This window comes from Verrucosispora sp. WMMD703, from assembly GCF_049178935.1.
Taxonomy (GTDB): domain Bacteria; phylum Actinomycetota; class Actinomycetes; order Mycobacteriales; family Micromonosporaceae; genus Micromonospora; species Micromonospora sediminimaris.
The window spans coordinates 2,731,961-2,753,620 of the sequence record NZ_JBMHMM010000004.1 but is presented as its reverse complement, the minus strand read 5'-3'; the positions used below and the strand labels follow the sequence as shown (position 1 = coordinate 2,753,620).

At 67.9% G+C, this 21,660-nt stretch carries 21 protein-coding genes; 10 read left to right on the top strand and 11 right to left on the bottom strand.

Translation table 11 applies throughout. The annotated features are described in order from the left end of the window. The first annotated feature begins 26 nt into the window (after positions 1-26). Genes ACN26Z_RS13165 through ACN26Z_RS13145 form a run of 5 tightly spaced genes read left to right on the top strand, consistent with a single transcriptional unit; the run spans position 27 to position 5,052 of the window. Positions 27-1,091 (top strand): methyltransferase, encoded by a 1,065-nt coding sequence (locus ACN26Z_RS13165; RefSeq protein ID WP_421461429.1) that lies wholly within the window; start codon positions 27-29, stop codon positions 1,089-1,091. After that, entirely contained in the window at positions 1,088-2,032 is a 945-nt protein-coding gene (locus tag ACN26Z_RS13160; protein WP_093409559.1) for a formylglycine-generating enzyme family protein, read from the top strand. Before ACN26Z_RS13165 ends, ACN26Z_RS13160 begins: the two co-directional genes overlap by 4 nt. Before the next feature lie 3 nt (positions 2,033-2,035). Further along, positions 2,036-2,302, top strand: a complete 267-nt coding sequence (locus tag ACN26Z_RS13155) for a MoaD/ThiS family protein (protein WP_093409562.1) — start codon at positions 2,036-2,038, stop codon at positions 2,300-2,302. A gap of 54 nt (positions 2,303-2,356) precedes the next feature. After that, entirely contained in the window at positions 2,357-3,781 is a 1,425-nt protein-coding gene (locus ACN26Z_RS13150) for an NDP-hexose 2,3-dehydratase family protein (protein WP_421461427.1), read from the top strand. Then, positions 3,778-5,052 carry a cytochrome P450 gene (locus ACN26Z_RS13145; RefSeq protein ID WP_421461426.1) on the top strand — a complete coding sequence of 425 codons (1,275 nt, stop codon included), beginning with the start codon at positions 3,778-3,780 and terminating at the stop codon, positions 5,050-5,052. Before ACN26Z_RS13150 ends, ACN26Z_RS13145 begins: the two co-directional genes overlap by 4 nt. A 109-nt stretch (positions 5,053-5,161) precedes the next feature. Here ACN26Z_RS13145 and ACN26Z_RS13140 read toward each other — a convergent pair whose 3' ends face one another. The 3 genes from ACN26Z_RS13140 to ACN26Z_RS13130 all read right to left on the bottom strand — a co-directional run bounded on the left by ACN26Z_RS13140 (position 5,162) and on the right by ACN26Z_RS13130 (position 6,997). Further along, positions 5,162-5,734, bottom strand: a complete 573-nt coding sequence (locus tag ACN26Z_RS13140) for an SRPBCC family protein (RefSeq protein ID WP_093409569.1) — start codon at positions 5,732-5,734, stop codon at positions 5,162-5,164. A 189-nt stretch (positions 5,735-5,923) separates the two neighbouring features. Then, positions 5,924-6,481 (bottom strand): copper resistance CopC family protein, encoded by a 558-nt coding sequence (locus ACN26Z_RS13135; RefSeq protein WP_093409571.1) that lies wholly within the window; start codon positions 6,479-6,481, stop codon positions 5,924-5,926. 9 nt (positions 6,482-6,490) lie between these two features. Then, a complete protein-coding gene (locus tag ACN26Z_RS13130; protein ID WP_282240533.1) occupies positions 6,491-6,997 on the bottom strand; it encodes a hypothetical protein in 507 nt (168 codons plus the stop codon). A gap of 250 nt (positions 6,998-7,247) precedes the next feature. Between ACN26Z_RS13130 and ACN26Z_RS13125 the strand changes: the two genes are divergently transcribed. Continuing rightward, positions 7,248-8,459, top strand: coding sequence for a macrolide family glycosyltransferase (locus ACN26Z_RS13125; RefSeq protein WP_421461423.1), 1,212 nt, complete (start codon positions 7,248-7,250; stop codon positions 8,457-8,459). Positions 8,460-8,598: 139 nt separating this feature from the next. Here ACN26Z_RS13125 and ACN26Z_RS13120 read toward each other — a convergent pair whose 3' ends face one another. The 8 genes from ACN26Z_RS13120 to ACN26Z_RS13085 form a co-directional block, all read right to left on the bottom strand. Continuing rightward, positions 8,599-9,003 carry a toxin-antitoxin system YwqK family antitoxin gene (locus tag ACN26Z_RS13120; RefSeq protein WP_093409577.1) on the bottom strand — a complete coding sequence of 135 codons (405 nt, stop codon included), beginning with the start codon at positions 9,001-9,003 and terminating at the stop codon, positions 8,599-8,601. Between the two features lie 10 nt (positions 9,004-9,013). Further along, positions 9,014-9,286 carry an ArsR/SmtB family transcription factor gene (locus tag ACN26Z_RS13115; RefSeq protein ID WP_093409579.1) on the bottom strand — a complete coding sequence of 91 codons (273 nt, stop codon included), beginning with the start codon at positions 9,284-9,286 and terminating at the stop codon, positions 9,014-9,016. Between the two features lie 210 nt (positions 9,287-9,496). Next, positions 9,497-10,336 carry an SAM-dependent methyltransferase gene (locus ACN26Z_RS13110; RefSeq protein WP_282239049.1) on the bottom strand — a complete coding sequence of 280 codons (840 nt, stop codon included), beginning with the start codon at positions 10,334-10,336 and terminating at the stop codon, positions 9,497-9,499. A 130-nt stretch (positions 10,337-10,466) separates the two neighbouring features. Continuing rightward, positions 10,467-10,991 (bottom strand): NUDIX domain-containing protein, encoded by a 525-nt coding sequence (locus ACN26Z_RS13105; RefSeq protein ID WP_421461419.1) that lies wholly within the window; start codon positions 10,989-10,991, stop codon positions 10,467-10,469. Then, positions 10,976-12,784 carry an ABC transporter ATP-binding protein gene (locus tag ACN26Z_RS13100; protein WP_421461417.1) on the bottom strand — a complete coding sequence of 603 codons (1,809 nt, stop codon included), beginning with the start codon at positions 12,782-12,784 and terminating at the stop codon, positions 10,976-10,978. Before ACN26Z_RS13100 ends, ACN26Z_RS13105 begins: the two co-directional genes overlap by 16 nt. After that, positions 12,781-14,502, bottom strand: coding sequence for an ABC transporter ATP-binding protein (locus ACN26Z_RS13095; protein WP_093409585.1), 1,722 nt, complete (start codon positions 14,500-14,502; stop codon positions 12,781-12,783). Before ACN26Z_RS13095 ends, ACN26Z_RS13100 begins: the two co-directional genes overlap by 4 nt. Position 14,503: 1 nt before the next feature. Further along, the gene (locus ACN26Z_RS13090; protein ID WP_282239052.1) at positions 14,504-15,568 is read right to left on the bottom strand and encodes a Gfo/Idh/MocA family protein; all 1,065 of its coding nucleotides are present in this window, start codon (positions 15,566-15,568) and stop codon (positions 14,504-14,506) included. Next, positions 15,546-16,799 (bottom strand): aminotransferase class III-fold pyridoxal phosphate-dependent enzyme, encoded by a 1,254-nt coding sequence (locus tag ACN26Z_RS13085; RefSeq protein WP_282239053.1) that lies wholly within the window; start codon positions 16,797-16,799, stop codon positions 15,546-15,548. The genes ACN26Z_RS13090 and ACN26Z_RS13085 overlap by 23 nt, the downstream gene beginning before the upstream one ends. Positions 16,800-17,130: 331 nt before the next feature. Between ACN26Z_RS13085 and ACN26Z_RS13080 the strand changes: the two genes are divergently transcribed. From ACN26Z_RS13080 to ACN26Z_RS13065, 4 genes are all read left to right on the top strand, one after another. Then, the gene (locus tag ACN26Z_RS13080) at positions 17,131-18,063 is read left to right on the top strand and encodes a hypothetical protein (protein WP_421461414.1); all 933 of its coding nucleotides are present in this window, start codon (positions 17,131-17,133) and stop codon (positions 18,061-18,063) included. After that, positions 18,041-19,024, top strand: a complete 984-nt coding sequence (locus ACN26Z_RS13075; RefSeq protein ID WP_421461412.1) for a PfkB family carbohydrate kinase — start codon at positions 18,041-18,043, stop codon at positions 19,022-19,024. Before ACN26Z_RS13080 ends, ACN26Z_RS13075 begins: the two co-directional genes overlap by 23 nt. Before the next feature lie 129 nt (positions 19,025-19,153). Beyond that, positions 19,154-20,098: a nucleoside hydrolase gene (locus ACN26Z_RS13070; RefSeq protein WP_282239056.1), complete on the top strand. Its 945-nt coding sequence runs from the start codon at positions 19,154-19,156 to the stop codon at positions 20,096-20,098. Between the two features lie 298 nt (positions 20,099-20,396). Next, positions 20,397-21,476 (top strand): trypsin-like serine peptidase, encoded by a 1,080-nt coding sequence (locus ACN26Z_RS13065; RefSeq protein WP_421461410.1) that lies wholly within the window; start codon positions 20,397-20,399, stop codon positions 21,474-21,476. The last annotated feature ends 184 nt before the right edge of the window (positions 21,477-21,660 follow it).

The following is a 21,660-nucleotide window of genomic DNA, read 5'->3' as shown; positions in this document are numbered from 1 at the left end:
CCGGACGCGCCCCACCGGAGGACCGCATGGCACCGACCACGAGCATCACCCAGCCCGGGCTGCGGCACCGGATGCAACACCTGATCTACGGCTTCTTCACCGCCCAGACGCTGCACGTCGCCGCCCGACTCCGGATACCGGACCTGCTCGCCGACGGTAAGGCCGACGTCGCCGCGCTGGCCGAGGCCACCGACACGCACGCGCCGTCACTGCGGCGGCTCCTGCGCGCGCTGGTGTTCCTGGAGGTGCTGGAGGAGCCGGAGCCCGGGATCTTCGTCCTCACCGAACAGGGCGAGCTGCTGCGGTCGGACGCCATCGGGTCGATGCGGGAACTGGTGCTGCTGCTCTCCGGGCCGGAGAGCTGGGCCGCCTGGGGGCAGCTCGAACACGGCGTCCGCACCGGCGAGGTGGCCTGGGAGCATGCGCACGGGCAGAGCTGCTTCGCCTACCTCGCCGCGAACCCCCAGCGGCAGGCGGCGTTCAACGCGGCAATGGCGGAGGGTTCCCGGGCGTTCGTGCCGACGCTGATGTCCGCGTACGACTTCTCCGACCTGGAAACCGTGGTGGACGTGGGCGGTGGCAGCGGGGACCTGCTCGCCGGGCTGCTCACCGCGTACCCACGGCTGCGGGGCACGGTCTTCGACACCCCCGACGGCGTGGCCGACACCGCGCGCACGCTCACCGCGCAGGGCGTGGCCGACCGGTGTGAGGTCCGGTCCGGGGACTTCTTCCGGTCGGTGCCGTCGGGCGCGGACGCCTACCTACTCAAGAGCGTCCTGCACGACTGGGACGACGACGAGTGCGTGGCGGTGCTGCGGACCGTCCACCGAGCGACCCGCCCGGACAGCCGGATCCTGCTCGTGGAGTCCGTCATGCCACCGACCGTCAGCACCAGCCCGAGCGTTGCTCAGGTGGTCATGAACGACCTGAACATGATGGTGTGCCACGGCGGCCGGGAACGCACCGTGGCCGAGTTCCGGGAGCTGTTGCGCACGGCGGGTTTCCAGCTGGATTCCGTCGCGCCCTGCCCGGCGCCGAGCGTGATGTGCGTACTCGAGGCGACGCCGGTGACGGACGGAACGCAGCCATGACCAGCCTGGGTGACCTGCACACCACCGGGCCAACCGCCCCACCGGCCCGGGCCACGATGGTCCGCGTTCCCGGTGGCACGTTCCTCCAGGGTTCCCCGGAGCGGACGTTGGACTGGCTGGAGGCCGAGGGGCAGGCCTTCCCCCGGGACTGGTTCACCGACGAGACGCCGCAGCGACCGGTGACCCTGCGCGACTACCTCATCGACCGGTACCCGGTGACGGTCACCGAGTTCGCCGACTTCGTCGCCCGCACCGGGTACGTGACCTCGGCGGAGCGGGCCGGCGGCAGCATGGTCTACAGCGACTACTGGGAGATCCGCGAGGGCGCGTGTTGGCACCGTCCGGCCGGCTACGGCAGTGGCGTCCGCAACCGCGGCGACCACCCGGTCGTGCACATCTCGTATCCGGACGCCGAGGCATATGCGACGTGGGCGGGCAAACGGCTACCGACCGAGTCGGAGTGGGAACGGGCGGCGACCGGGCGGGCGTACCGGCTCTGGCCCTGGGGCGACACCTGGGACCCGACCCGGGCCAACACCGCCGAGTGGACCGGCGGCAGCCTCCGCGGGCTCGATGAGTGGCGGAAGTGGTGGTCGGGGATCCACAACGCCCAGGGCCCGGTGCCGCAGACCACACCGGTGGGCGCGTTCTCACCGCACGGCGACAGCCCCGACGGCTGCGCCGACATGACGGGCAACGTATACGAGTGGACCTCCACCACCGCCCACCTGTACGCGCCCGAGACCCGCTGCGACCCCACCATCCACCTGGTGATGGGCCGGTTCCGGGCGATCCGGGGCGGCTCCTGGATGAATTTCCGCTACCAGGTCCGATGCGCGGAGCGGCTCTACGGAGACCCCACCGGCTGGTCCAACTTCGCCCTCGGCTTCCGCTGCGCCGACGACGCGCCCGAGTCCGGCGCCGAACACCACGGGAGGTAGCAAATGGTCACGGTGCTGCTGTCGGCGGGCTGGGCCCACCGTGGGCAGAAGACGTTCGCGTGTCACGAAGGCACCGTCCGCGACGTCATCCGGGAGTTCGTCGAGTCCTACCCGCACTACCGGCGGCGGCTGCTCGACGACGACGGTGAGCCCCTGACCTACTACAACGTCTACCTCGACGGTGACCTCGTCGAGGCCACCGACCGATCCCGGGTGGCCGCCCCCGCCGACAGCACGGTGGCCATCGTTCCGCCCCTGGCCGGTGGGTGACCCTTCGACCGGTCGGGTCGCCGCCACCCACCAGGGTCAACCTTTGGAGTAGTCATGGTCCTGCCGCACACAGAAGCCCGACCTCGTCCGGGGCACGCCGACCGGGACCACCTCGCCGCCCGGCTGGCCCGGTCGGCACGACACCGCCCGCGTCCGGTCGATGACCTGGAGGCGTGGCTGGACGCGCGGGCCCGGGCCAACCCCTTCGAGATCACCGAGGTGCCGTTCGCCGAGCTGACCGGGTGGTCGTTCGCGCCGCACAGCGGTGACCTGGTGCATGACAGCGGCCGGTTCTTCAGCGTCGAGGGCCTGCACGTCCGCACCGACGGTGGGCCGGTCGACGAGTGGTGGCAGCCGATCATCCACCAGCCGGACCGGGCCATCCTCGGCATCCTGGCCCGTGAGATCGACGGTGTGCTGCACTTCCTCCTCCAGGCCAAGATGGAGCCGGGCAACGTCAACGGCATCCAGTTCTCCCCCACCGTGCAGTCCACCCCCAGCAACTACCTGCGGACACACCGGGGCGCACGGTCCCGGTACGTGGAGTACTTCCTGGAACCCGGGCGTGGACGAGTGCTGGTCGATGTGCTCCAGTCGGAGCAGGGTTCGTGGTTCCGCGGCAAACGTAACCGCAACATCGTCGTCGAGGTGACCGACGACATCGAACCGCACCCGGACTTCGTGTGGCTCACTCTCGGCCAGATCCACGACCTGTTGCACCGGCCGAACCTCGTCAACATGGACGCCCGTACCGTGCTCTCCTGCCTGCCCGGCCACGCGGTCGCGGCCGACCCCGCCGACCCGGGCATCGCCGCCGCCGTCGCGCGGTCCTCGCTGGCTGACGACGATGCGGCGTGGCAGCCGTTGCTCCAGGTCCGCAACTGGTTGACCTCCAACAAGGCCGGCCGGACCCTGGTGGCTCACCAGGTGCCGCTGCGGCAGGTACGCGACTGGCACCGAGGCGACGCCGACATCCGCCACCGCTCCGGCCGGTTCTTTCGAATCGTCGGGCGTGCCGTGCGGGCCAGCAACCGGGAGGTGGCCCAGTGGCGGCAGCCGCTCCTGGCCCCCTGCGGCACCGGTCTGGTCGCCTTCGTCGTCCGGCGTCTCGGCGGCGTCCTGCACGTGCTCGCCCACGCCGACCTACGACCCGGCTACCGAGACATCGTGGAGCTTGGCCCGACCGTGCAGTGCACTCCGGACAACTTCACCGGCGCGCACCGTCCCACCTACCTGGATCTGGTCTGTTCCGACCGGGTCCAGGTGCATTACGACGTCCTCCAGTCCGAGGAGGGTGGCCGGTTCCACCACGCGGTGACGCGGCATCTGGTGGTGGAGGTGGGCCCGGAGTTCCCGGCCGTGACCCCACCGGACTACACCTGGGTGACCCTGCGCCAGCTCACCGCGATGACCGCGTTCAGCTACCAGGTCAACATAGAGGCGCGCAGCCTGCTGCTCTGTCTGCGGGCGCTGACATGACCGGGTACCAGAGCCCGCCGACCGGCGACCAGCCCGGCGCTGCGGTGCCGTCAGGGTCGACCGATCCGGGCATCGACGCGTTTCCGCTGCCTCGGCGCTGCCCCTTCAGCCCTCCTGCCGAGTACGCGCGACTACGCGCCGAGCACCCGGTCGTCCGGCTGCCGATGCTCGGCGGTGACACGGCCTGGGTGGTCTCCCGGCACGCCGACGTCCGGCAGGTGCTCAGCGACCCCCGGATGAGCGCGGACCGACGTCGGCCCGGTTTCCCGAAGTTCGCCCCGACCACGGAAAGCCAGCGGCAGGCGTCGTTCGCGAACTTCCGCCCACCCTTGAACTGGCTCGACCCGCCCGAGCACGCCATCGTCCGGCGACAGATCGTCGACGAGTTCTCCGTACGCCGGGTCCGGCAGTTACGGGCGCTTGTCGAACGGGTGGTCGACACCCACCTCGACGCGTTGGTCGCTGCCGCGCCCGGCGCCGACCTGGTGTCGACGTTCGCCTACCCGGTGCCGTCACAGGTGATCTGTGAGGTGCTCGGCGTGCCCTACGGCGAGCACGAGTTCTTCGAGCGCCGTTCGACGCTGATGTTCCGCCGGAGCGCGCCGGCTGACGAACGCGCCCGCTGTGCCCGGGAGATCCGCGACTTTCTCGACGTGGTGGTCAGCGACAAGGAACGCCGTCCCGGCGACGACGTGCTCAGCCGGCTGCTCCAGCAGCAGCGCAGCGCCGGTGACGTGGACCACGAGGCCGTGGTGAGCATGGCGTTCGTGCTGCTGGTCGCCGGGCACGTCACCACGTCCAACATGATCGCGTTGAGTGTGCTGGCCCTGCTCAATCATCCGGCACGGCTGGCCCGGCTACGCGCCGAGCCCGAGCGGTTCCCGGCCGCCGTGGAGGAACTGCTGCGGTACTTCACCGTGGTCGAGGCGGCGACGGCCCGCACCGCCACCACCGAAGTCACGATCGGCGGGGTGACCATCGGGGCGGGCGAGGGGGTGGTGGCGCTGGGGCAGGCAGCTAACCGTGATCCGGCGGTGTTCGAGCACCCCGACGAGTTCGACCCGGACCGGGACGCCCGCGCGCACCTCGCCTTCGGCTACGGCCGGCACGTCTGCCCGGGTCAGCATCTTGCTCGGTTGGAGCTGGAGGTCGCGCTCAGTCGCCTGTTCCGGCGGCTGCCCGGCCTGAGACTCACGACGGAGGTTGCCGACCTTCCGCTCAAGGAGGACGGCAACATCTTCGGGTTGTACGCCCTACCGGTCGCCTGGTGATCCGAGCGGGTGTCGGGCGAGCCCCGCGACGTCGAGCTGGCCAGTCCGCGTCCCGGTCGCTTTCCCGCCGCGACCCCGACGGCGTACTCCGGCATCGGACCGGCCCTGGTCACGGCCGTCCGGTGATCAGCTTCTCCCACGCGCCGCCGATCCGGTCGGCGGTCGCCGTGGCCGCCGCCACCTGCTCCGGCCCGGCGGTGGCGATCCAGTCGACCGCCCGCCCCTCGGGCAGGTCGCCGGCCAGATAGTCGCCCAACGCCAGCAGGCCCATCTCCCAGCCCGCGCCCAGCCCCCAGAGGCCGGGACCGGCGTTCGGCACGATGTCCGCCGGCACCGGCGCGTGCTCCAGTTCCAGGACTGTGGACTCGCCGTCCGGGGTGAGTCGTAGCTGAACCTCGCTGCTGCCACCGCCCGACTCCCAGGTCAGGCCGATCAGGCTGGGCCGCTCGCACCGGCGGATCTCACCGCTGGCGTTGCCCTCCAACTGGAAGCGTCCACCGGCCCGGAGCTCACCGGCGACGGGCAGGAACCAGCGCACCAGGCGCTGCGGATCGGTGATGGCGTCCCACACCTCTTCCGGGGAGGCGTCGTAGCTGCGCCGGAGCACCAGGATGCTCATGCCGTCCGGGTGTTCCCGCAACTCGCGGTCGGTGTCCTGGAGCCCGTCGAAGATCCTGTTCATTGCCCTCGTGGCCTTCCTGCGGGTGCACCCTCACACCGGACTCGATCCGGCGGCACCCGAGGACTTTAGCAGCCAGAACTCGCGCAATGTCCCATTCTGGACCGGGGCGACGGCCACGAGTCGCGCTGGCCCGCGCCGCCTGACGGCGTCGGTTCTGCTCTGCCCAGGCGCATGGCGGGCGGCGGACGGTCAGGCGGCGCCACGCGTGGGGCGGCGCAGGAGCAGGATCACCACGGCGAGCAGCACGAGGCCGTCCAGCGCCAGCAGGGCGGCGCCCATCGGGTCCACCCCGTGGGCGTGCGCCCCGTCGTCGGTCGCGTCCGCCGGACCGGCGGGCGCCGCAGCGTTCGGAGAGCCGACGGTGAGGCGGGCGATGCCCGAGGCGGTACGCCCGTCGACGGTCACCACGTGGTAAGCCACCGCGAGTTGACCGGGCCGGGTCACGGCGACCTGCTGCCGCAGACCGTCGTCGCCGTCGGGCACGGCCGGCCCGGTGTTCAACCGGATCCGATCGGCGTCGTAGACCACGATGTGCGAACGACCGGGGTCAGGCTCACCGGCGACCCGGATGCGTACCGTGGTCGGCAGGTCCGGCAGGACCGCCCCGTCGGCCGGTTCCATCGAGAGCACCTCGACCGCCCGCCCCGCTTCCGATTCGGTGCCGGCCCGGCCGACCAGCGCCAGCACGGCCACCAGCGCCGCCAGGCAGATGGCGGAGCCGACGTAGATGCGACCGGTGGTGGACATCCCGCCCGATCAGCGTCCGGCCACTGCGGCCGGCTGACGCGGGTTGACCAGGCGACCGGCGCACGAACAGCGCATGGCCGCCCGCTCGGTCTCGTTGGGGCGCAGGTGCAGGTACATCGCGAACAGCATCGGGATGAAGACGACCGAGTTGTAGAACAGGTGCAGTTCCACCCGGGGCACCACCAGTTGCAGGATGCTGACCGGGCCTTCCTCGCCGGCGATCCGGAAACTGCTGTGCGCCTGGATCAGCAGCAGCGCGTGCTCGATGTGGTGCCAGAACTGTAGGGCGAGGGCCACCGTCCACCACGCCTTCGCGCGGCCGGTGAAGCCCGGCAGCAGCAGAAAAAGCCCGACCAACATCACGATGGCGTACCCGTAGTGCAGCCACTCGGAGCTGACCAGCCAGGGGAACGGCATCCCCAGCACGCCGCGTGCCTCCGGGCGTGCCCAACCGAGAACCCAGATCTGGTACGCCTGCACGAGGTGTTCCGCCCAGTGAGCCACCACCACAGCCATATAAATCGCAAGCGCTAGCCGGTGGTGCCGGTCGTTCAGGGAGGAGATCAGGCCGGACCATCTGGTTCTCGCGGCAGGTGTCACGGATCCTCCATTCCCCAGCGAAAGCCGTCTACAGACACCTTAGGAAGCTCGTCGTCGCCGCATGTCTCTGAGCTTGCCGTCTATGCGCGGGACCGACCCGGGGGCTAGCCCGCCCGACAGCACAGCTATATACATTGAAAGCTCACCGGATCGCGGGAGTGAGCAGATGCACCAACGGCGGCACATTCTCTTCGCCAACGTCCAGGGACACGGACACGTCTACCCCTCGCTCGGCCTGGTGAGCGAGCTGGTTCGGCGTGGCCACCGGATCAGCTACGTCACCACCCCGCTCTTCGCCGACGTGGTGACCGCGGCCGGTGCCACCGTGGTGCCGTACAAGTCCGAGTTCGACACCTTCCACGTGCCCGACGTCATCACCAAGGCGGACGCGGAAACCCAGTTGCACCTGGTGTACGTCCGGGAGAACGAGGCCATCCTGCGCGCCGCCGAGGACGGGCTCGCCGACGACATCCCGGATCTTGTGGTCTACGACGTCTTCCCGTTCATCGCCGGCCGGTTGCTGGCTACCCGGTGGCGTCGTCCGGCCGTCCGCCTCAGCGCCGGTTTCACCGCCAACGAGCACTACTCGTTCTTCGAGGAGCTGTGGAAGAGCCACGGTCAGCGCCACCCCGCGGACGTGCCGGAGGTCAACGACGTGATCGTCGATCTGCTCGCCCGCTACGGGTTGCGCACCCCGGTCCGACAATTCTGGAACGAGATCGAGGACCTCAACATCACGTTCCTGCCGAAGTCCTTCCAGCCCTTCTCGGAAACCTTCGACGACGACCGTTTCGCCTTCGTCGGACCGACGCTTACCGACCGGCCGGTACGCACCGGCTGGCAGCCGCCCACTCCGGACACTCCGGTGATCCTGGTGTCGCTCGGCAACCAGTTCAACGAGCATCCCGAGTTCTTCCGGACCTGCGCCGAGGCGTTCGCCGGTACCCGGTGGCAGACCGTGCTGGCGATCGGCACCTTCCTCGACCCCACCGTGCTGGAGCCACTGCCGCCGAACGCGGAGGCCCACCCGTGGATCCCGTTCCACGAGGTCCTGCCGCACGCGGAAGCCTGCGTCACCCACGGTACGACCGGCGCCGTGCTGGAATCCCTGGCAGCCGGCGTACCGCTGGTCCTGGTGCCGCACTTCGCGACCGAGGCCGCACCGTCGGCGCGCCGCGTCGTCGAGCTGGGGCTCGGCTACGAACTGACGCCGGAGCAGGTCGAGCCGGCAACGATCCGGGCCACCGTGCAACGGCTCCACGACGACCCGGCGCTGGGCGAGCGGGTCGATCGGATGCGACGCGAGATCCTGACGGCCGGCGGCCCGTCGGCGGCCGCCGACCGGATCGAGAGGTACCTGGACCGGTCCCGGGGGTGATCAGGCCCACCGGCCCGGGCGGTATGGGTGTGCAACTTCGGCGAAAGCGCGGCCTGCCGGGAGCGGGAGGCCGCGCTTTCGCCGACGTTGTCGACCGGGGTCTCCAGCAGCGGCACGATGCCCGATCCGGGCCCGGCCGTCAGCGGCGGGCGGCGTGGGTCACCGTACGCTTCACCGTGCCGTCGGGGTTGAAGGTCGTCCACTCGCCGACCTTCTTGTTGCTGGCGTAGTCACCCCGGTCGATCAGCTCACCGGCGGCGTTCCACCTCGTCCACGTGCCGTGCTTGCGTCCGTGGTCGAATCCACCTCGCTGCATGATCCCGCCGGACGAGCGATACCACACCCACTCGCCGTGCACGGTCCCGTTGTCGAAGCCGCCCTCCGCACGCAACCTGCCGTCGGCGAAGAAGTGCTTCCAGGTGCCCTGCCGCTCGCCCTCGACATACTCGCCGACCATCACACCGCCGTGCGGATCCGGGTCGGTCCAGAGGCCCGTCTTGCGGCCCTGCGCGTCCTTCTCGTCCGGAGTCGGTGGGGTACTCACGTGCGTTCTCCTATTCGCTCAGTGGCCACCGCTCGATGATCGAGCGCAGTGGTGCGGTGTCGAGATGATGGACCTTGGTGCGGCCGACCCGTTCGGACCAGACCAGGCCGGCCTCTTCCAGTACGGCCAGATGCTGGGAGATCGCCTGTCGGGTCGAGGTGGTGCCATGCTCCGCGAACAAGCGGCTATGGATCTCGAACAGGCTCAGACCGTCGGCGAGAGCGAGCTCGTCCATGATCCGCCGCCGCGTCAGGTCGGCCAGCGCCCGGTAGAGCACCTGCACCCGTCAACCATAGGTAATCCGGCGCTTGCCTATCAAGGCTTCGTCTTCTCGCATCATGCGCCATCGCAGGCATGCTCTGTCGAATGCCCATCAGCCCAGCGGCCGTACCGAATCGAGGTCGCAGTTGCTGCCGCCGATCGGTGACAGGCGCGGAACCACCGACCATCCGCCGTCGCGGGCGGCGATGATCGGCGGCTCCGTCGCCACCGCCTACGGCTTGCGGGCGAGTAGTCCGACGAAGGTGTGGTAGGTGTCGGTCTGTTTCGGCGCGGGCGCGCCGGGATCGGGACGCCACTCGGCCAGTGGCACCAGCCCCGGCTCCAGCAGCGTCAGCCCGTCGGCGAAGGAGAGGATCTCCTCGTCGGTACGCCAGCGGCCGGTGCCCAGCGACTTGTTGAAGACCCGTTCGACCTCACGTGCCTTACGGGAGCCCTCCGGGTCCCGCTCGCCCGGATCACGGAAGTGCGAGATCGCCACGTAACTGCCGGACGGCAGCGCTTCGATCAACTCGGCCGACACCGCTCGCGGCTCCTCGTCGTCGCCGAGGTGGTGCAGGATCGCGAAGAGCAGCAACCCGATCGGCCGGTCGAGGTCGAGGAACTGGCGGACGTCCGGATGGTTGAGGATCTCCTGCGGTCGCCGGACGTCGGCCTGGATCACCGTCGCCGTGCCGTCGGCGGCGAGCAGGGCCCGCCCGTGCGTCAGGACGATCGGGTCGTTGTCCACGTACACCACCCGGGCGCTCGGGTTGTGTTCGGCGGCGACCTCGTGCACGTTGCCCTGAGTGGGCAGCCCCGAACCGATGTCGAGGAACTGATCGATGCCGGCCTCGGCGACGAGGAACCGGATCACCCGGCGCAGGAAGGCCCGGTTCGCCTGGCCGGCGGCCGGCCCGTCCGGAGTGATCCGCAGGGCGTGCTCGGCGACCTTCCGGTCGACCTCGAAGTTGTCCTTACCGCCCAGGAAGTAGTCGTAGACCCGCGCCACGCTGGGGACGGTGAGGTCGATTCCGGGGGGTGCGGCCTCGTCGCGGGTCAATGGCATCTCCATCCGATTCTGATCAGCGCCGGGTGCTGCGCGCGGCCCCGGACCTTGTCCGGGAGTGTACCGATCGGACGGTGTAGATCGTCGCCCCGATGGTATCGCTCCCAGCGGATCGGCACCGCGAGCAGGCCCGTCTTCATCGCGACGTCAAGGGCAGGACCGTTCCCTCGGGTCGGGTTTGCTGCGAAGTCAGTGCCCGAAGAGCCAGTTTGATCATGGCGGCATCACCGCTGGCCTTTTCCTTCGTCAGCAGTTCCTGCAGACCTTTCTCGTCGAACCAGCGACCCTCGGTGAATTTGCCGGCTTCCAGGCGGGGCTGGCCAAGGTCGCCATCGGCGGTCGCCAGGACGTCGACTTCCCTGCGCCGTTGTCCGTCAGCACCGGTCCAATCGAATACGTGAACCACATCGGTGATCCGGTCGAGCCGCCAGCCGGTCTCCTCGGTGACCTCGCGAGCCAATGCAGCGGGTAACGTCTCCCCCGGTTCCACGTGGCCGCCGACGATGTCCCAGCAACCCGGAAAGAGACGGACGTGAGGCGCGCGGCGTTGCAGGTACACCCGCCCGTCTGGATCGCGGATGACCGCGCCGACGACACAGGTCAGGCCGTCTCGCTCAGCAGTTCTGCCCAGTTGGTCAAGGCTGGTCAGGATCGCGTCCACTGGCGTTGTTCCGCCTCTCGTCCGGTCTGCTGATGGGCGTAGTAACTGGCGTACAAGTCGGTGAAGTGGCCACCCGCGGCAAGTAGCGTGTCGAAATCACCCTCCTCGACCACCCGCCCGTGGTCGAGCACCAGTAGCCGGTCCACGTGACGGATGGTGGCGAGCCGGTGCGCGATCACCAGGACCGTCCGGTCGGCCATGAGCCGCGTCAGCGCCTGCTGGATTCCAGCCTCGGTGAGCGGATCGATGCTCGCGGTCGGCTCGTCGAGCAGCAGGATTGCCGGTTGTTTGAGGAAGATGCGGGCCAGCGCGATGAGCTGGCGCTGGCCGGTGGAGAGCTCCCGTCCGAGGCTGGCCATCTGATCGTCCAGCGCGAAGGGTATGCAGCGGGCCCAGACTTCACCGAGTTGGTCAACCGCCCGTTGCACGTCGGCCCGGTCGGCGCCGGGCCGAGCGTAGGCGATGTTCTCGGCGAGGGTGCCGGCGAAGATGAACGGGAGTTGTGGCACCACGCCAAGCCGGTGCCGGTATTCGGCCAGGTCCAGTCGGCGGATGTCGCGGCCGTCGATGAGCAACGCGCCCTGCTGAAACTCGTACCCGCGAAGGACCAGTTTGGAGAGGGTCGACTTGCCCGCGCCGGTACGTCCCACGACGGCCACTGTCTCGCCTGCGGCTATCCGCAGGTTGAGCCGGTCGAAAACGAGCGCCCCGGAACCGTACCCGAATCGCAGATCACGGATCTCGATCTCGCCGCGCAGGTCGGCGACTGGCTCGGCGGCGGTCTGCCGAACGCTGTCCTCGCTGTCGATGAGTGCGAAGACCCGTTCGCTGGCGGCCAGCCCCTGCTGGAACAGGCTCCAGAACGAGGCGGCCTGGGTGAGCGGCAGCCACAACAGCCCGAGCGCGTGCAGCGCGAAGTACCAGTCCCCGGCGGAGAGGCTCCCATCGATGGCAAGGCTGCCGCCGCCGACGAGTAGCGCGGCAGTACCCAGCACCGAGATCATGGTCAGCACCGGCAGGATGACCGTGTAGATCAGGCCCTGCCGGACGTAGACCAGATAGGACAGTCGGTTCACTCGCCGGAAGTCCTGGTAGAGGCTCTCCTCCCGGCCGAAGCTCTTGGCTATCAGGATGCCCACCATCGACTCGTGCACGGTCGAGTTGACCTGGGCCATGACCTGCCGGGTGCGCAGGGCGGCGACGCGGGCGATTCGGCGGAACAGCAACGCGACGCCTACCAGGAGGGGCGTCACGACCAGCAGGATCAGGCCGAGACGAGGGTCGACGGCGAACACCACCGACCCGAGTACCACTACCAGAACCATCTGGCTGAAGAAATTCAGCGTCAGCGTCATGACCGCGCTGAAGGACTCGGTGTCGCCGGTCACCCGGCTCAGCACCTTGCCCACTGGATGCCGGTCGTGGAAAGAGGCGTCCCGAGCCAGTGCCGCCTCTGCCACCTCCCGTTGCAATCGCAGCACGAGGTCGCCGACCAGCCAGGCGATGAGCCGCTGCCGGCCCCAGTTCATGGCCCATGCCGCCGCTGCGGCGACGATGACGAACGCGCTGATCGTCCAGGTGAGATGGCTGCCATCACGCACCTGGTCGATCATCCGGGCGATGGCCACCGGAACCGCTGAAGTCAGTATCGAAGCACCCACTGTCAGGACCACGGCGAGCGCGATACGCCGGGTACCCGGGCGCAGCCGGTGGCCGATCCGGGCGATCAACTCGCGGTTACGGTAGACCCGGTCGTAGTCGTCAGGATGCAACCCGGCGAAGAGGTCGCTCATCGGTATATCTCCTGATACAACGCGCAGTGATCGATCAGCTCGGCGTGGCTGCCAAGGCCGGCCACCTCTCCCCGGTCGAGCACCAGGATCAGGTCGGCCCGCCGGATCTGGTCAGGGCGGTGCGACACGAGGATGGTGGTCCGTCCGGTGGTCAGGGCGTCAATCGCGTCGGTGATCTCTTGGGCGGTCCGCGCGTCGATCGCGCTGGTCGCGTCGTCAAGCGTGAGGATGGGTGGGTCGGCGATCAAAGCCCGGCTGATCACCAGACGTTGCCGCTGGCCACCGGAAAGGGTGCTGCCGCCCTCGTTGAGTACGGTGTCGTAGCCCTGCGGCAGTTGGCGGATGAATCCGTCCGCGCGGGCAAGTTGAGCGACCTTGGACACCTCGTCGGAGCTGACTGGTCGGTGTACACCGAAGGCGACGTTGTCGAACACGCTCTTGGAGAACAGGAACGCGTCCTGGTGCACGTTTCCGATCTGCCGCCGCAGCGCGCCCGGCTGCCAGTCCGAGATGTCTCGCCCGTCGATGAGAACCCGCCCGCCGGTGACGTCGTAGGTGCGGTTGACGAGCTTCGTGAGCATGGTCTTTCCGCTGCCCGTCGGGCCGACCACGGCGAGTGTCCGGCCGGCAGGCAGGTGGAAGGACACGTCCCGCAGGATCACCCGGCCCTGGTAGGTGAAGCTCACTCGGTCGAAGGTCACGCTTCCGGTCACCATCGCGGTGGTGCCGCCGGTTTGTTCACGCTGGTCGGAGTCGGCATCGGTCAACTCGTGCATCCGGGCGCAGGCCACGTATCCCTCCTGGATCACCGGGACGGACTGCTCCGACATCGAGATAGGCACCGCGAACAGACCCAGCCAACCGAGGTAGGTGATCACTTGGGCAAGGGCCAGCTCACCGGCGGAGAAGAGTGCCAGCGAGTGCACCGCCCCTGCCGCCATACCCAGCCCGAAACCCAAGGCCGGCAGGTACACGGCCTGTGCGTGACCGCGCCGGACATAGGCGTCCCGGTACGCCGTGGCTGCGGTGTCGAACTTTGCGAGCTCGTTCCGCTCCTGGCCGGATGCCTGCACCGTGGCCATACCGGTCAGAGTTTCGGAGAACTGTTCGTTGAGATCGGTGAACCTGCGTCGCAGCCTGCGGGTCAACGGATGCAACCGGCGCACGTGCCGCCAAAGCGCGAAGGTGAACACGGTGACGAGCAGCGCTGGTGCCAGCAGCAGCTCCGCGCGCATCGTGGCGATGAATATGATCGGGATAGCGAGCGCGATCACTCCGTTGAAGGCGGTCGCGACGCCGGGACTGATCAGGTAGTCGACGAGTCGGGCGTCGTTGATGGTGCGGGCCAGGATGTCCCCGATCCGCTGCCGGTCGTGGAATGCCTGACCCTTGTCCAGCAGGCTGCGGAAGAGCTGGTCGCGGGCATCCCGCTTGACCCGCTGCGCGACGATCTCCATCGATCCGGCGGAGAGCAGGTCCGCCAGGAACCGTCCGACGCCCAGCGCGGCGATCACCAACGCAGCGTTCACCACCACTGTGAGGGCCGGGTCTTGACGAGTCAGCTCGTCGAAGGCACGGCCCACGTACAGCGGTATCAGGGTGGCGAGCAGGTGCGCGGCCACCGTGGCGACGGTGAAGAGCAACAGCAGCCAGCCCTGCGGCCGAAGATGGACCGACAGCCAGCCCAGAGTGCCAGCCCTGCCGGTCCGGTCGGCCATGCTAGCGCACCTCCACACGATCGGCTCGGCGGCTCTTTCCGTTTCCGCCTGCCGGAGCAGTCAGGTGTGGTGCTGAACCGAGCTGAGCCAGGGCCTGGTCGATGAGTATCGAAGCACCGAGCGCGTCACCGATGATCGGCGCGGGCTTGTCCGCCGGCGCCTTACCGCGGCAGTGGTCGAGGAACGCGGCGAGTTCCGGCCCGAAGCCGCTGCGCGCCCAGCCGTCGTCGAGGTTGCGTGTGCTGTGTAGCAACGTTCCGGAAGGACGTCCGGCATCGACGTCGAGCCGGATCTGCTCCAGCGATCCGGCAGTGAACCGGCTGCCGTCGACCGTGTGCACACTGAGCCCCACGAGGAAACTCTTGGTGTGATTGCCCATCCGCAAGGTGGTCAGCGAACCGTCCTCGTGTCGCAGGGTGACGTTGATGAGGAAGCGATGTTCACCGTTGCGGATCGCGTGCGCGTCCACCCGCCGTACCTGCGCGGGCGAGAACCAGCGAGCCAGGTCGAAAGCGTGCACCCCGTTTTGCCGGAGCCAGGATTCCAGGGTCGTGTCGCACCCCCACTGAGGCGCGGACGGATGCCGACTGTAGAAGTCGATGGTCGTCTCGACCGGCGCGCGCCGCGCCGCAGCGGTGAGCGCGTGCAGATGCTGCAGGGTTTCGGCATACCGGAAGTTGAAACCCACCTGGACGTGCAGACCGGAACCTTGGATCACCTCGTCGAGCTGCCTCAGGGCAGGGGTCGACGGAGCCGCCGGCTTCTCAACGAAGCAGTGGACGCCCCGCCGCACGAGGTAGTCGGTGATCTGGAAGGACGGTATCGGGGGGACCGCGATCAGGGCGGCGTCGATGGTGCTCAGATCGAGTTCCTCGACCGCACCGGCCAACACGGTCGCCCGGGTGACGGCGCCCATCGACGCAACCAGGTCAGGATCGGGGTCGACGCAGGCCACCGTCTGGTGGGCGGGCAGGCGATGCAGGAACGGTTGAAGGTTCTGGCGCATCTGGCGGCCGCAGCCGACCAGCGCGAGACGCAGCGGGTCACTCATCATCTGCCTCGCCATCAGTCGACCACAGGCGCAGCGCACGAGTGGCTCGGTCCTCGAGGTCGGCCCAGTCGGTCTGGCCGTGGGCGAGGCAGACGAAGGACGGATGCCCCTCCAGCAGCAGGATTCCGTTGGCCGCGAATGCGGCGAGCAGGTTCTCCCGGCGGGTCTTGTCCCCGAGAACGTCGTCGGAATAGACCAACTCGAACATGCCTCCACCGAGCACCGGCTGGGCCCACACCGAACCGGCCACGCCCGCCGACTTGGCCGCCTGGGAGAACGTCTCCGCAACTCTGGTGCCGATTCGTCCCAGTTCGGCCCAGCCGTTCGGCGAATCGCCGATCGGCTGTTCCAGGATGTCCCGGGTGGCCAGGGCGGCATAGGCTGCGAGCATCTCCTTGGAGAAGGTGCCACTGAGCCGGGCGCGTTCAGCGTGGATCAGTAGTTCGGGCCGTCCGATCAGGACGCTGATCGGCGCTCCGTTCGCCAGCGCCTTGCCGATGACGATGAGGTCTGTTTCCAGCCCGAGATCGTGCGCGTAGCCAAGAGGGGAGATCCGGCCACCGGTCTTGGTCTCGTCGAAGACAGTGAGCAGTCCCGCTTCGTGGCACATCGCGAGTGCCTGGGCAAGCACAGCGGGAGTCGTGAACGACGCCAGGTAGGCATCGAAGACGAAGCAGCCCAGCCGGTCCCGGTGAGTGTCGATGATCTCGGCGAGGGATTCCAGTCGCAGGTCGACCCAGTTGTGCACGGCCTCGTCACCAGTGACTCCGCGCATCCCATCGACATAGCGGAGCTTCTGACGAAACGGTGAATGCAGCGGCTCATGCCACTTGAGCGAATTCGCGACCTGTGAGTCGTGCCAGCCTATGTACCCACTGCGGATGACACCGAGTCGACCGGTTTCCATCGCGGCGATACGCAGTGCGCCCGTTATCGCCTCCGAAGCGGTCTTGAAAAAGGCTCCCCGCGCACCCGGCCGTGGCGCGAGCAGTCGATCCAGATATTCTTCATGAAAGCGCGAGTACCCGGGCATCATGACGCCGTTGCTCAGGTAGCGGCTGAACCGCTCGGTGAATTCTGGTGTCGCGTGGCCGAGAATCACTGGCCCGTAGCCCATGACGAAGTCAAGGTAGGTCGCTCCATCGACAGCCTCGACCTCGCCCCCCTTTCCCTTGGAGAACAAGAGCTGCTTGTTGTTGGACCGAAATTTCTTGGTGATCTTCGAATGGGCAATTCGCTGGCTCACGACTGTGCGACTCCTCAGCAAGAGAAACGATCCACGCTTCAATCGAGGTATCGGTGGACTCAAGATCGTTACGCGGCCACGACACCGAAACAGGTTAACGTACGGTTACTGGGGCGTGACGCTAGTGGAATCATCGCCTGATGTCAACGTTCGAAAATGGTTGTGGATCGACACCATACGGGTGGTTTTTATCGTATTTGAACTATGCGGCAGTGGTTCCTGGCCGCAGCCTGGGCTGCCACAGGGTTCGTTGATGCGCATAAGTGGGGCTTGGGCGAATCGGCGTGATTCGCCTTGATTTTTCTTGCCTTATCGAAAACGTAGGCGATCATTGATCTCAGCGCCGGTCTCCGATATTTTATCTGGCAAGGAGTGTGATATGTTTCGGTATCCCCGGTATGCGCACGAGCTGACCGATGAAAACCTGACGATGACAGCCGAAGAGCTGGCAAAGGTCTCCCGCTACCCGCTGACAATCCACCGAGACACGGCCGACCTGTATGAGCGGCTCGCCCGAGACATGGCGGATGAGCTACGCACCAACAATGATCGCGGTGCACCCACCCGGTGGATACTGCCGGTCGGCCCGAAAGCGCAATACCCCATCTTGGCGAACATCTGCAATGCCGAGGGCATCAGCTGGGCCAACGTTTTCGCGTTCCACATGGACGAGTTCCTGGACTGGCAGGGCCGGCCACTGCCGTCCACCCATCCGTTCAGCTTCCGTGGCTTCTGCGACCGCAATCTGTACGACCTGCTCCGACCGGACCTGCGGCCGAATCCCGACCAGATCGTCTTCCCGGACGTGTTCGCCCCAGATCAGTTCGCCGCCCGGCTGGCAGAGGTCGGCGGCGCTGACACGTGCTTCGCCGGCTTCGGATACCGGGGGCACCTGGCCTTCAACGAGCCGCCGTCGAGCCGCTGGCACCACTACAGCGTGGACGAGTTCGCCGAGTCCACCACCCGCGTGGTCACCTTGCTGGAGGACACGATCGTCGCGCACTCACACCGCACCACCGGTGGCTACACACAGGCCATCCCCCGGATGGCGGTGACCGTGGGGATGGCCGAGATCCTGTCCGCGCGACGGCTGCACCTGATCACCGATGGCGGCGCCTGGAAGCGCTACATCGTACGAGTGCTGCTCCTGACCACTGAACCTGACGTGTCGATGCCGGTCACGCTCGCCCACCGACATCCCCACGTCGAGGTCACGGTCGACGCGAGCAGCATCGCACCGTGTGCACTGGGAATCACGCCATGAGCGGGCCCCTACCGTGACAGTCCTCGCGGTCGGCGCCTACACCGTCGACTTCTACATTTTCGGTGATCGACTGCCGTCGGTGGGCGAGACTGTGGCGGCGACCGGCACCGCGTCCGCGCACGGAGGCAAGGCTGCCAACGTAGCGGTGGCCGCGGCGCGGCTCGGCGGGCGAGCACGCTTCATCGGCGCGGTGGGCGGAGACCAGGAAGGTGCCGAGGCGCTGGCCACGCTGGCGCGCGACGGGGTGGACGTATCCGCTTGCCCACGCACAGATCCGCCCACCGCACGCAGCTTCATCTGCCTGGATTCCCGTGGGCAGCAGTACATCATGACCTGGGCTGGTGCGGCGGACGGTCTCACAGCTGACGTGGCCGCCGCAGGAGCCGCGCTGTTGCGGCCGGGTGCGGTCCTGGTGCTACAGGGCGAGATTCCGGTGGCGGTGTCGGCGGCAGCAGCCGCCGCCGCGGTGCCCGGCGTCACCGTGGTGCTCAATCCGAGCCCGGTCGAGCCGTTCACCCAGCCGAGGTCCGATCCGGACGCCGCTCGTCTGCTGGCTCGCGCGGATCTGGTGGTGCTGAACGCCGCCGAGTGTCGACGGTTGATCGGCGAGCGCGCCGATAGCACGCGCAGCGGCCTCTCCGCCGAGGCCGCGCAGTTGCGCCGACAGATCAGGACCGCGACCGTGGTGGTGACCGTGGGCGCTCAGGGAGCGCTTGTCATCCGCGAAGGCAGCGAGATGCACGTGCCAGCGCCCGAGGTGAAGGTGGTCGATACGACAGGCGCTGGCGACGGCTTCGTCGGCGCGCTGGCCGCCGGCATTGCGGCGGGCATGCCGCTTGCGGAAGCGGTGCTGCTGGCCTGCCGCGCCGCCGCGGTGTCGGTGACGCGGCAATTCTGCATACCGAGCTATCCCCGTGCGAGCGAGTTGAGCCATGCCCCACTGAGTCCGCGACAGCGCTAGCCCTGTGTCGAAGTCCCTGGCCGGCCTACGTCGGGCCCAGACGACGGCCGGCCGCGTTCGGGCCTGGCGACGCGTTTCACCTGCGAACGGTATTCGGCATTGGCATGTCATCTGAATCGGAGGACCTTTGTGACTGAGACCCGGACACCCGCCCGCACCGTGATCATGGATCACGACGGCTCCCTCGACGATCTGCTGTCGTTACTGCTGCTGACCCGCTACGACGTGGACCTGCAGGGGGTCGCCGTCACGCCGGCCGACTGTCTGCTGGCGCCCGCGTTGTCAGTCACTCACCGGATTCTCGACCTGGCCGACCTTCCGCACGTGCAGGTAGCGCCCGGCAGTCTCGCCGGCCCCCACCCGTTTCCGATGGCATGGCGAACAGACGCGCTGCGGGTGGAGGCGCTGCCCGTGCTCAACCGCTTTCCGCCGCGGGAGCGTACGCCCGGACCGGTCCTCCCGGCGCACGAACAACTCGTGAAGTGGATCGAACAGGCGGCCACCCCGTTGACCATTCTCGTCACCGGGCCGCTCACCAACCTCGCCTGGTGCTTGGACAAGCACCCATGGCTTGAACAGGCGATCGGCGAGATCGTCTTCATGGGAGGCGCGTTCGATGTGGCGGGCAACGTGGAAGAACCGGGCCACGACGGTTCCGCAGAATGGAACGTCTACTGCGACCCGAAGGCGGCCCAGCGAGTCTTCGCCACCCAGATACCTATCACCCTCTTCCCGCTCGACGTGACAAACCAGGTACCGGTCACCGATGAATTCGTCCGCGCGTTCGGGGCGCACTACGGCAATCCGGCTAGCGATCTGGCAGGTTCGTTGCTCGCCATGACCTTTGGCACCGTCGAGACGGTTGGCTCGCCGTACTGCTGTTGGGACAGCCTGGCCACGTCGTATCTCGCCGCACCTGAGCTGTTCACCTTCGACCAGGTGCGGTGCACTGTCGTGGTGGATGGCGCAAGCGAGGGGCGCACGGTACGTGCCGACGACGGACGCGTCGTGCGATGTGCGATCACGGTGAAACAGGAGGACTTCTACCGGCATTGTCTCCAGCTGCTGACCTGAAACGCTCGGGCCCGACTGGTGCGTTTGCTCCGCAAGTCCGACGGCGCGGGAGAGCGATTGCCTCCACGATGCGCTTGCCGGCATCGGGCCCGCCGGGCGGGGCCACGATAACGACGGCTGATCGGCGACCTTGGATCGGCAATGAATCGATGGACGTCTGTCTCTTTCTCGACATCGGCAACCCAACGGTGTCCAACCTGGTTCAGGATGGCCGCATGACCAGTCGTTCAGGACCAAAACTCGAGATCGACCGGGGCGATCCCCGGCATCTCACACGACCCGGGAAGAGGGATGTTCGATGGGAGCAAGAACAATCGGTGGTCGGCGCCTAAGTTACCCCATCCTGGCCCTGGCCTTGGCCCTGCCGCTGTTGACCATCGGTCAGCCGGCGCAGGCGGCTCCGCACGCCGACGGTGACAGCATCCGTCAGGTGGGCACGGCCGTCAGCGCCGAGGCGTGGGCGGCCGGCAGGCAGCGGTACGGTGCGCAGGTGACTGCCGACTCGGCGATCGAGGCGTACTGGACGCCCGAGCGGATGCGCAATGCCAAGCCCGTCGAGGAGTCTCCCTCGTACAAGGCCGCGGCACGGCGTTTCGCCCAGAGTGGCGGGACATCGTCCGCCGCGCCGACCAACCGGTCCAGGCCGGTGGATGTGCCTCCGCTCGCGGGCCTGATGGGCACCCCGGGCATGTCCACGCAGGCCATCAACCCGAACCTCGGCTCCAACCACCCGACCGCCCGGTCCAACGGCAAGGTTTTCTTCAACATGGACGGCGGATCGTGGGTCTGCTCCGGCGCGGTCATCAACTCGGTCGGCTTCAACACCGTGTGGACCGCTGGCCACTGCATCCACGGCGGCCCCGGCAGCAGTCTCGCCACCAACTGGTCGTTCGTCCCGGCGTACGACGATGACCTGGCCAACCCTCGGCCGCACGGCACCTGGACGGCCCGCGAGCTGTGGACCTGGAGCAGTTGGATCGACAGCTCCAACTGGGAGGCCGACATGGCCGTGGCCATCATGAACACCCGGAACGGTGTCCGCATCGTGAACCAGTTCGGGGGCCACGGCTTCCGTACGCACCAGGGCTTCACGGTCGGCATCAACAACTTCGGCTACCCGAGCGGCGCGCCGTTCGACGGCGGCAACCTGTTGAGGTGCAGCGGCAACTCGACCCAGTCCGGGGCGCGGATCCGCATCAACTGCGACCTGACCGCAGGCGCCAGCGGCGGCCCGTGGTTGATCAACTGGGATGGGAACTGGGGCTATCTCAACGGGGTCAACAGCACGCTCAACTCGTACGCGGCACCGACCCTGTGGTGGTCACCCTATTTCGACGACACCGCGTCGGAGTTGTACAACTTCACCGCCCCTCGCTGACCGATGTCCGGTGACAGATATCTCGTCCGGTAGTGCGCCCTTGACCTGAGCGGGCCTCCTCCAATGGCAAATGATCGAGCGACTGGTCGCCGTTGGAGCTGGCCCGCGGCGCGAGTGGAGCGGGTGGGACCGCATCGGTGATCATGGAGTTCGCTACGCTTCACGACGCCCCGAGGATCTCACC

What these genes read in the sequence shown, in the direction of transcription:
- ACN26Z_RS13165 (WP_421461429.1), top strand. Translation starts at nt 27, where the DNA reads ATGGCACCGACCACGAGCATCACCCAGCCCGGGCTGCGGCACCGGATG.
- ACN26Z_RS13160 (WP_093409559.1), top strand. Translation starts at nt 1,088, where the DNA reads ATGACCAGCCTGGGTGACCTGCACACCACCGGGCCAACCGCCCCACCG.
- ACN26Z_RS13155 (WP_093409562.1), top strand. Translation starts at nt 2,036, where the DNA reads ATGGTCACGGTGCTGCTGTCGGCGGGCTGGGCCCACCGTGGGCAGAAG.
- ACN26Z_RS13150 (WP_421461427.1), top strand. Translation starts at nt 2,357, where the DNA reads ATGGTCCTGCCGCACACAGAAGCCCGACCTCGTCCGGGGCACGCCGAC.
- ACN26Z_RS13145 (WP_421461426.1), top strand. Translation starts at nt 3,778, where the DNA reads ATGACCGGGTACCAGAGCCCGCCGACCGGCGACCAGCCCGGCGCTGCG.
- ACN26Z_RS13140 (WP_093409569.1), bottom strand. Translation starts at nt 5,734, where the DNA reads ATGAACAGGATCTTCGACGGGCTCCAGGACACCGACCGCGAGTTGCGG.
- ACN26Z_RS13135 (WP_093409571.1), bottom strand. Translation starts at nt 6,481, where the DNA reads ATGTCCACCACCGGTCGCATCTACGTCGGCTCCGCCATCTGCCTGGCG.
- ACN26Z_RS13130 (WP_282240533.1), bottom strand. Translation starts at nt 6,997, where the DNA reads ATGGCTGTGGTGGTGGCTCACTGGGCGGAACACCTCGTGCAGGCGTAC.
- ACN26Z_RS13125 (WP_421461423.1), top strand. Translation starts at nt 7,248, where the DNA reads ATGCACCAACGGCGGCACATTCTCTTCGCCAACGTCCAGGGACACGGA.
- ACN26Z_RS13110 (WP_282239049.1), bottom strand. Translation starts at nt 10,336, where the DNA reads ATGGAGATGCCATTGACCCGCGACGAGGCCGCACCCCCCGGAATCGAC.
- ACN26Z_RS13100 (WP_421461417.1), bottom strand. Translation starts at nt 12,784, where the DNA reads ATGAGCGACCTCTTCGCCGGGTTGCATCCTGACGACTACGACCGGGTC.
- ACN26Z_RS13095 (WP_093409585.1), bottom strand. Translation starts at nt 14,502, where the DNA reads ATGGCCGACCGGACCGGCAGGGCTGGCACTCTGGGCTGGCTGTCGGTC.
- ACN26Z_RS13090 (WP_282239052.1), bottom strand. Translation starts at nt 15,568, where the DNA reads ATGGCGAGGCAGATGATGAGTGACCCGCTGCGTCTCGCGCTGGTCGGC.
- ACN26Z_RS13065 (WP_421461410.1), top strand. Translation starts at nt 20,397, where the DNA reads ATGGGAGCAAGAACAATCGGTGGTCGGCGCCTAAGTTACCCCATCCTG.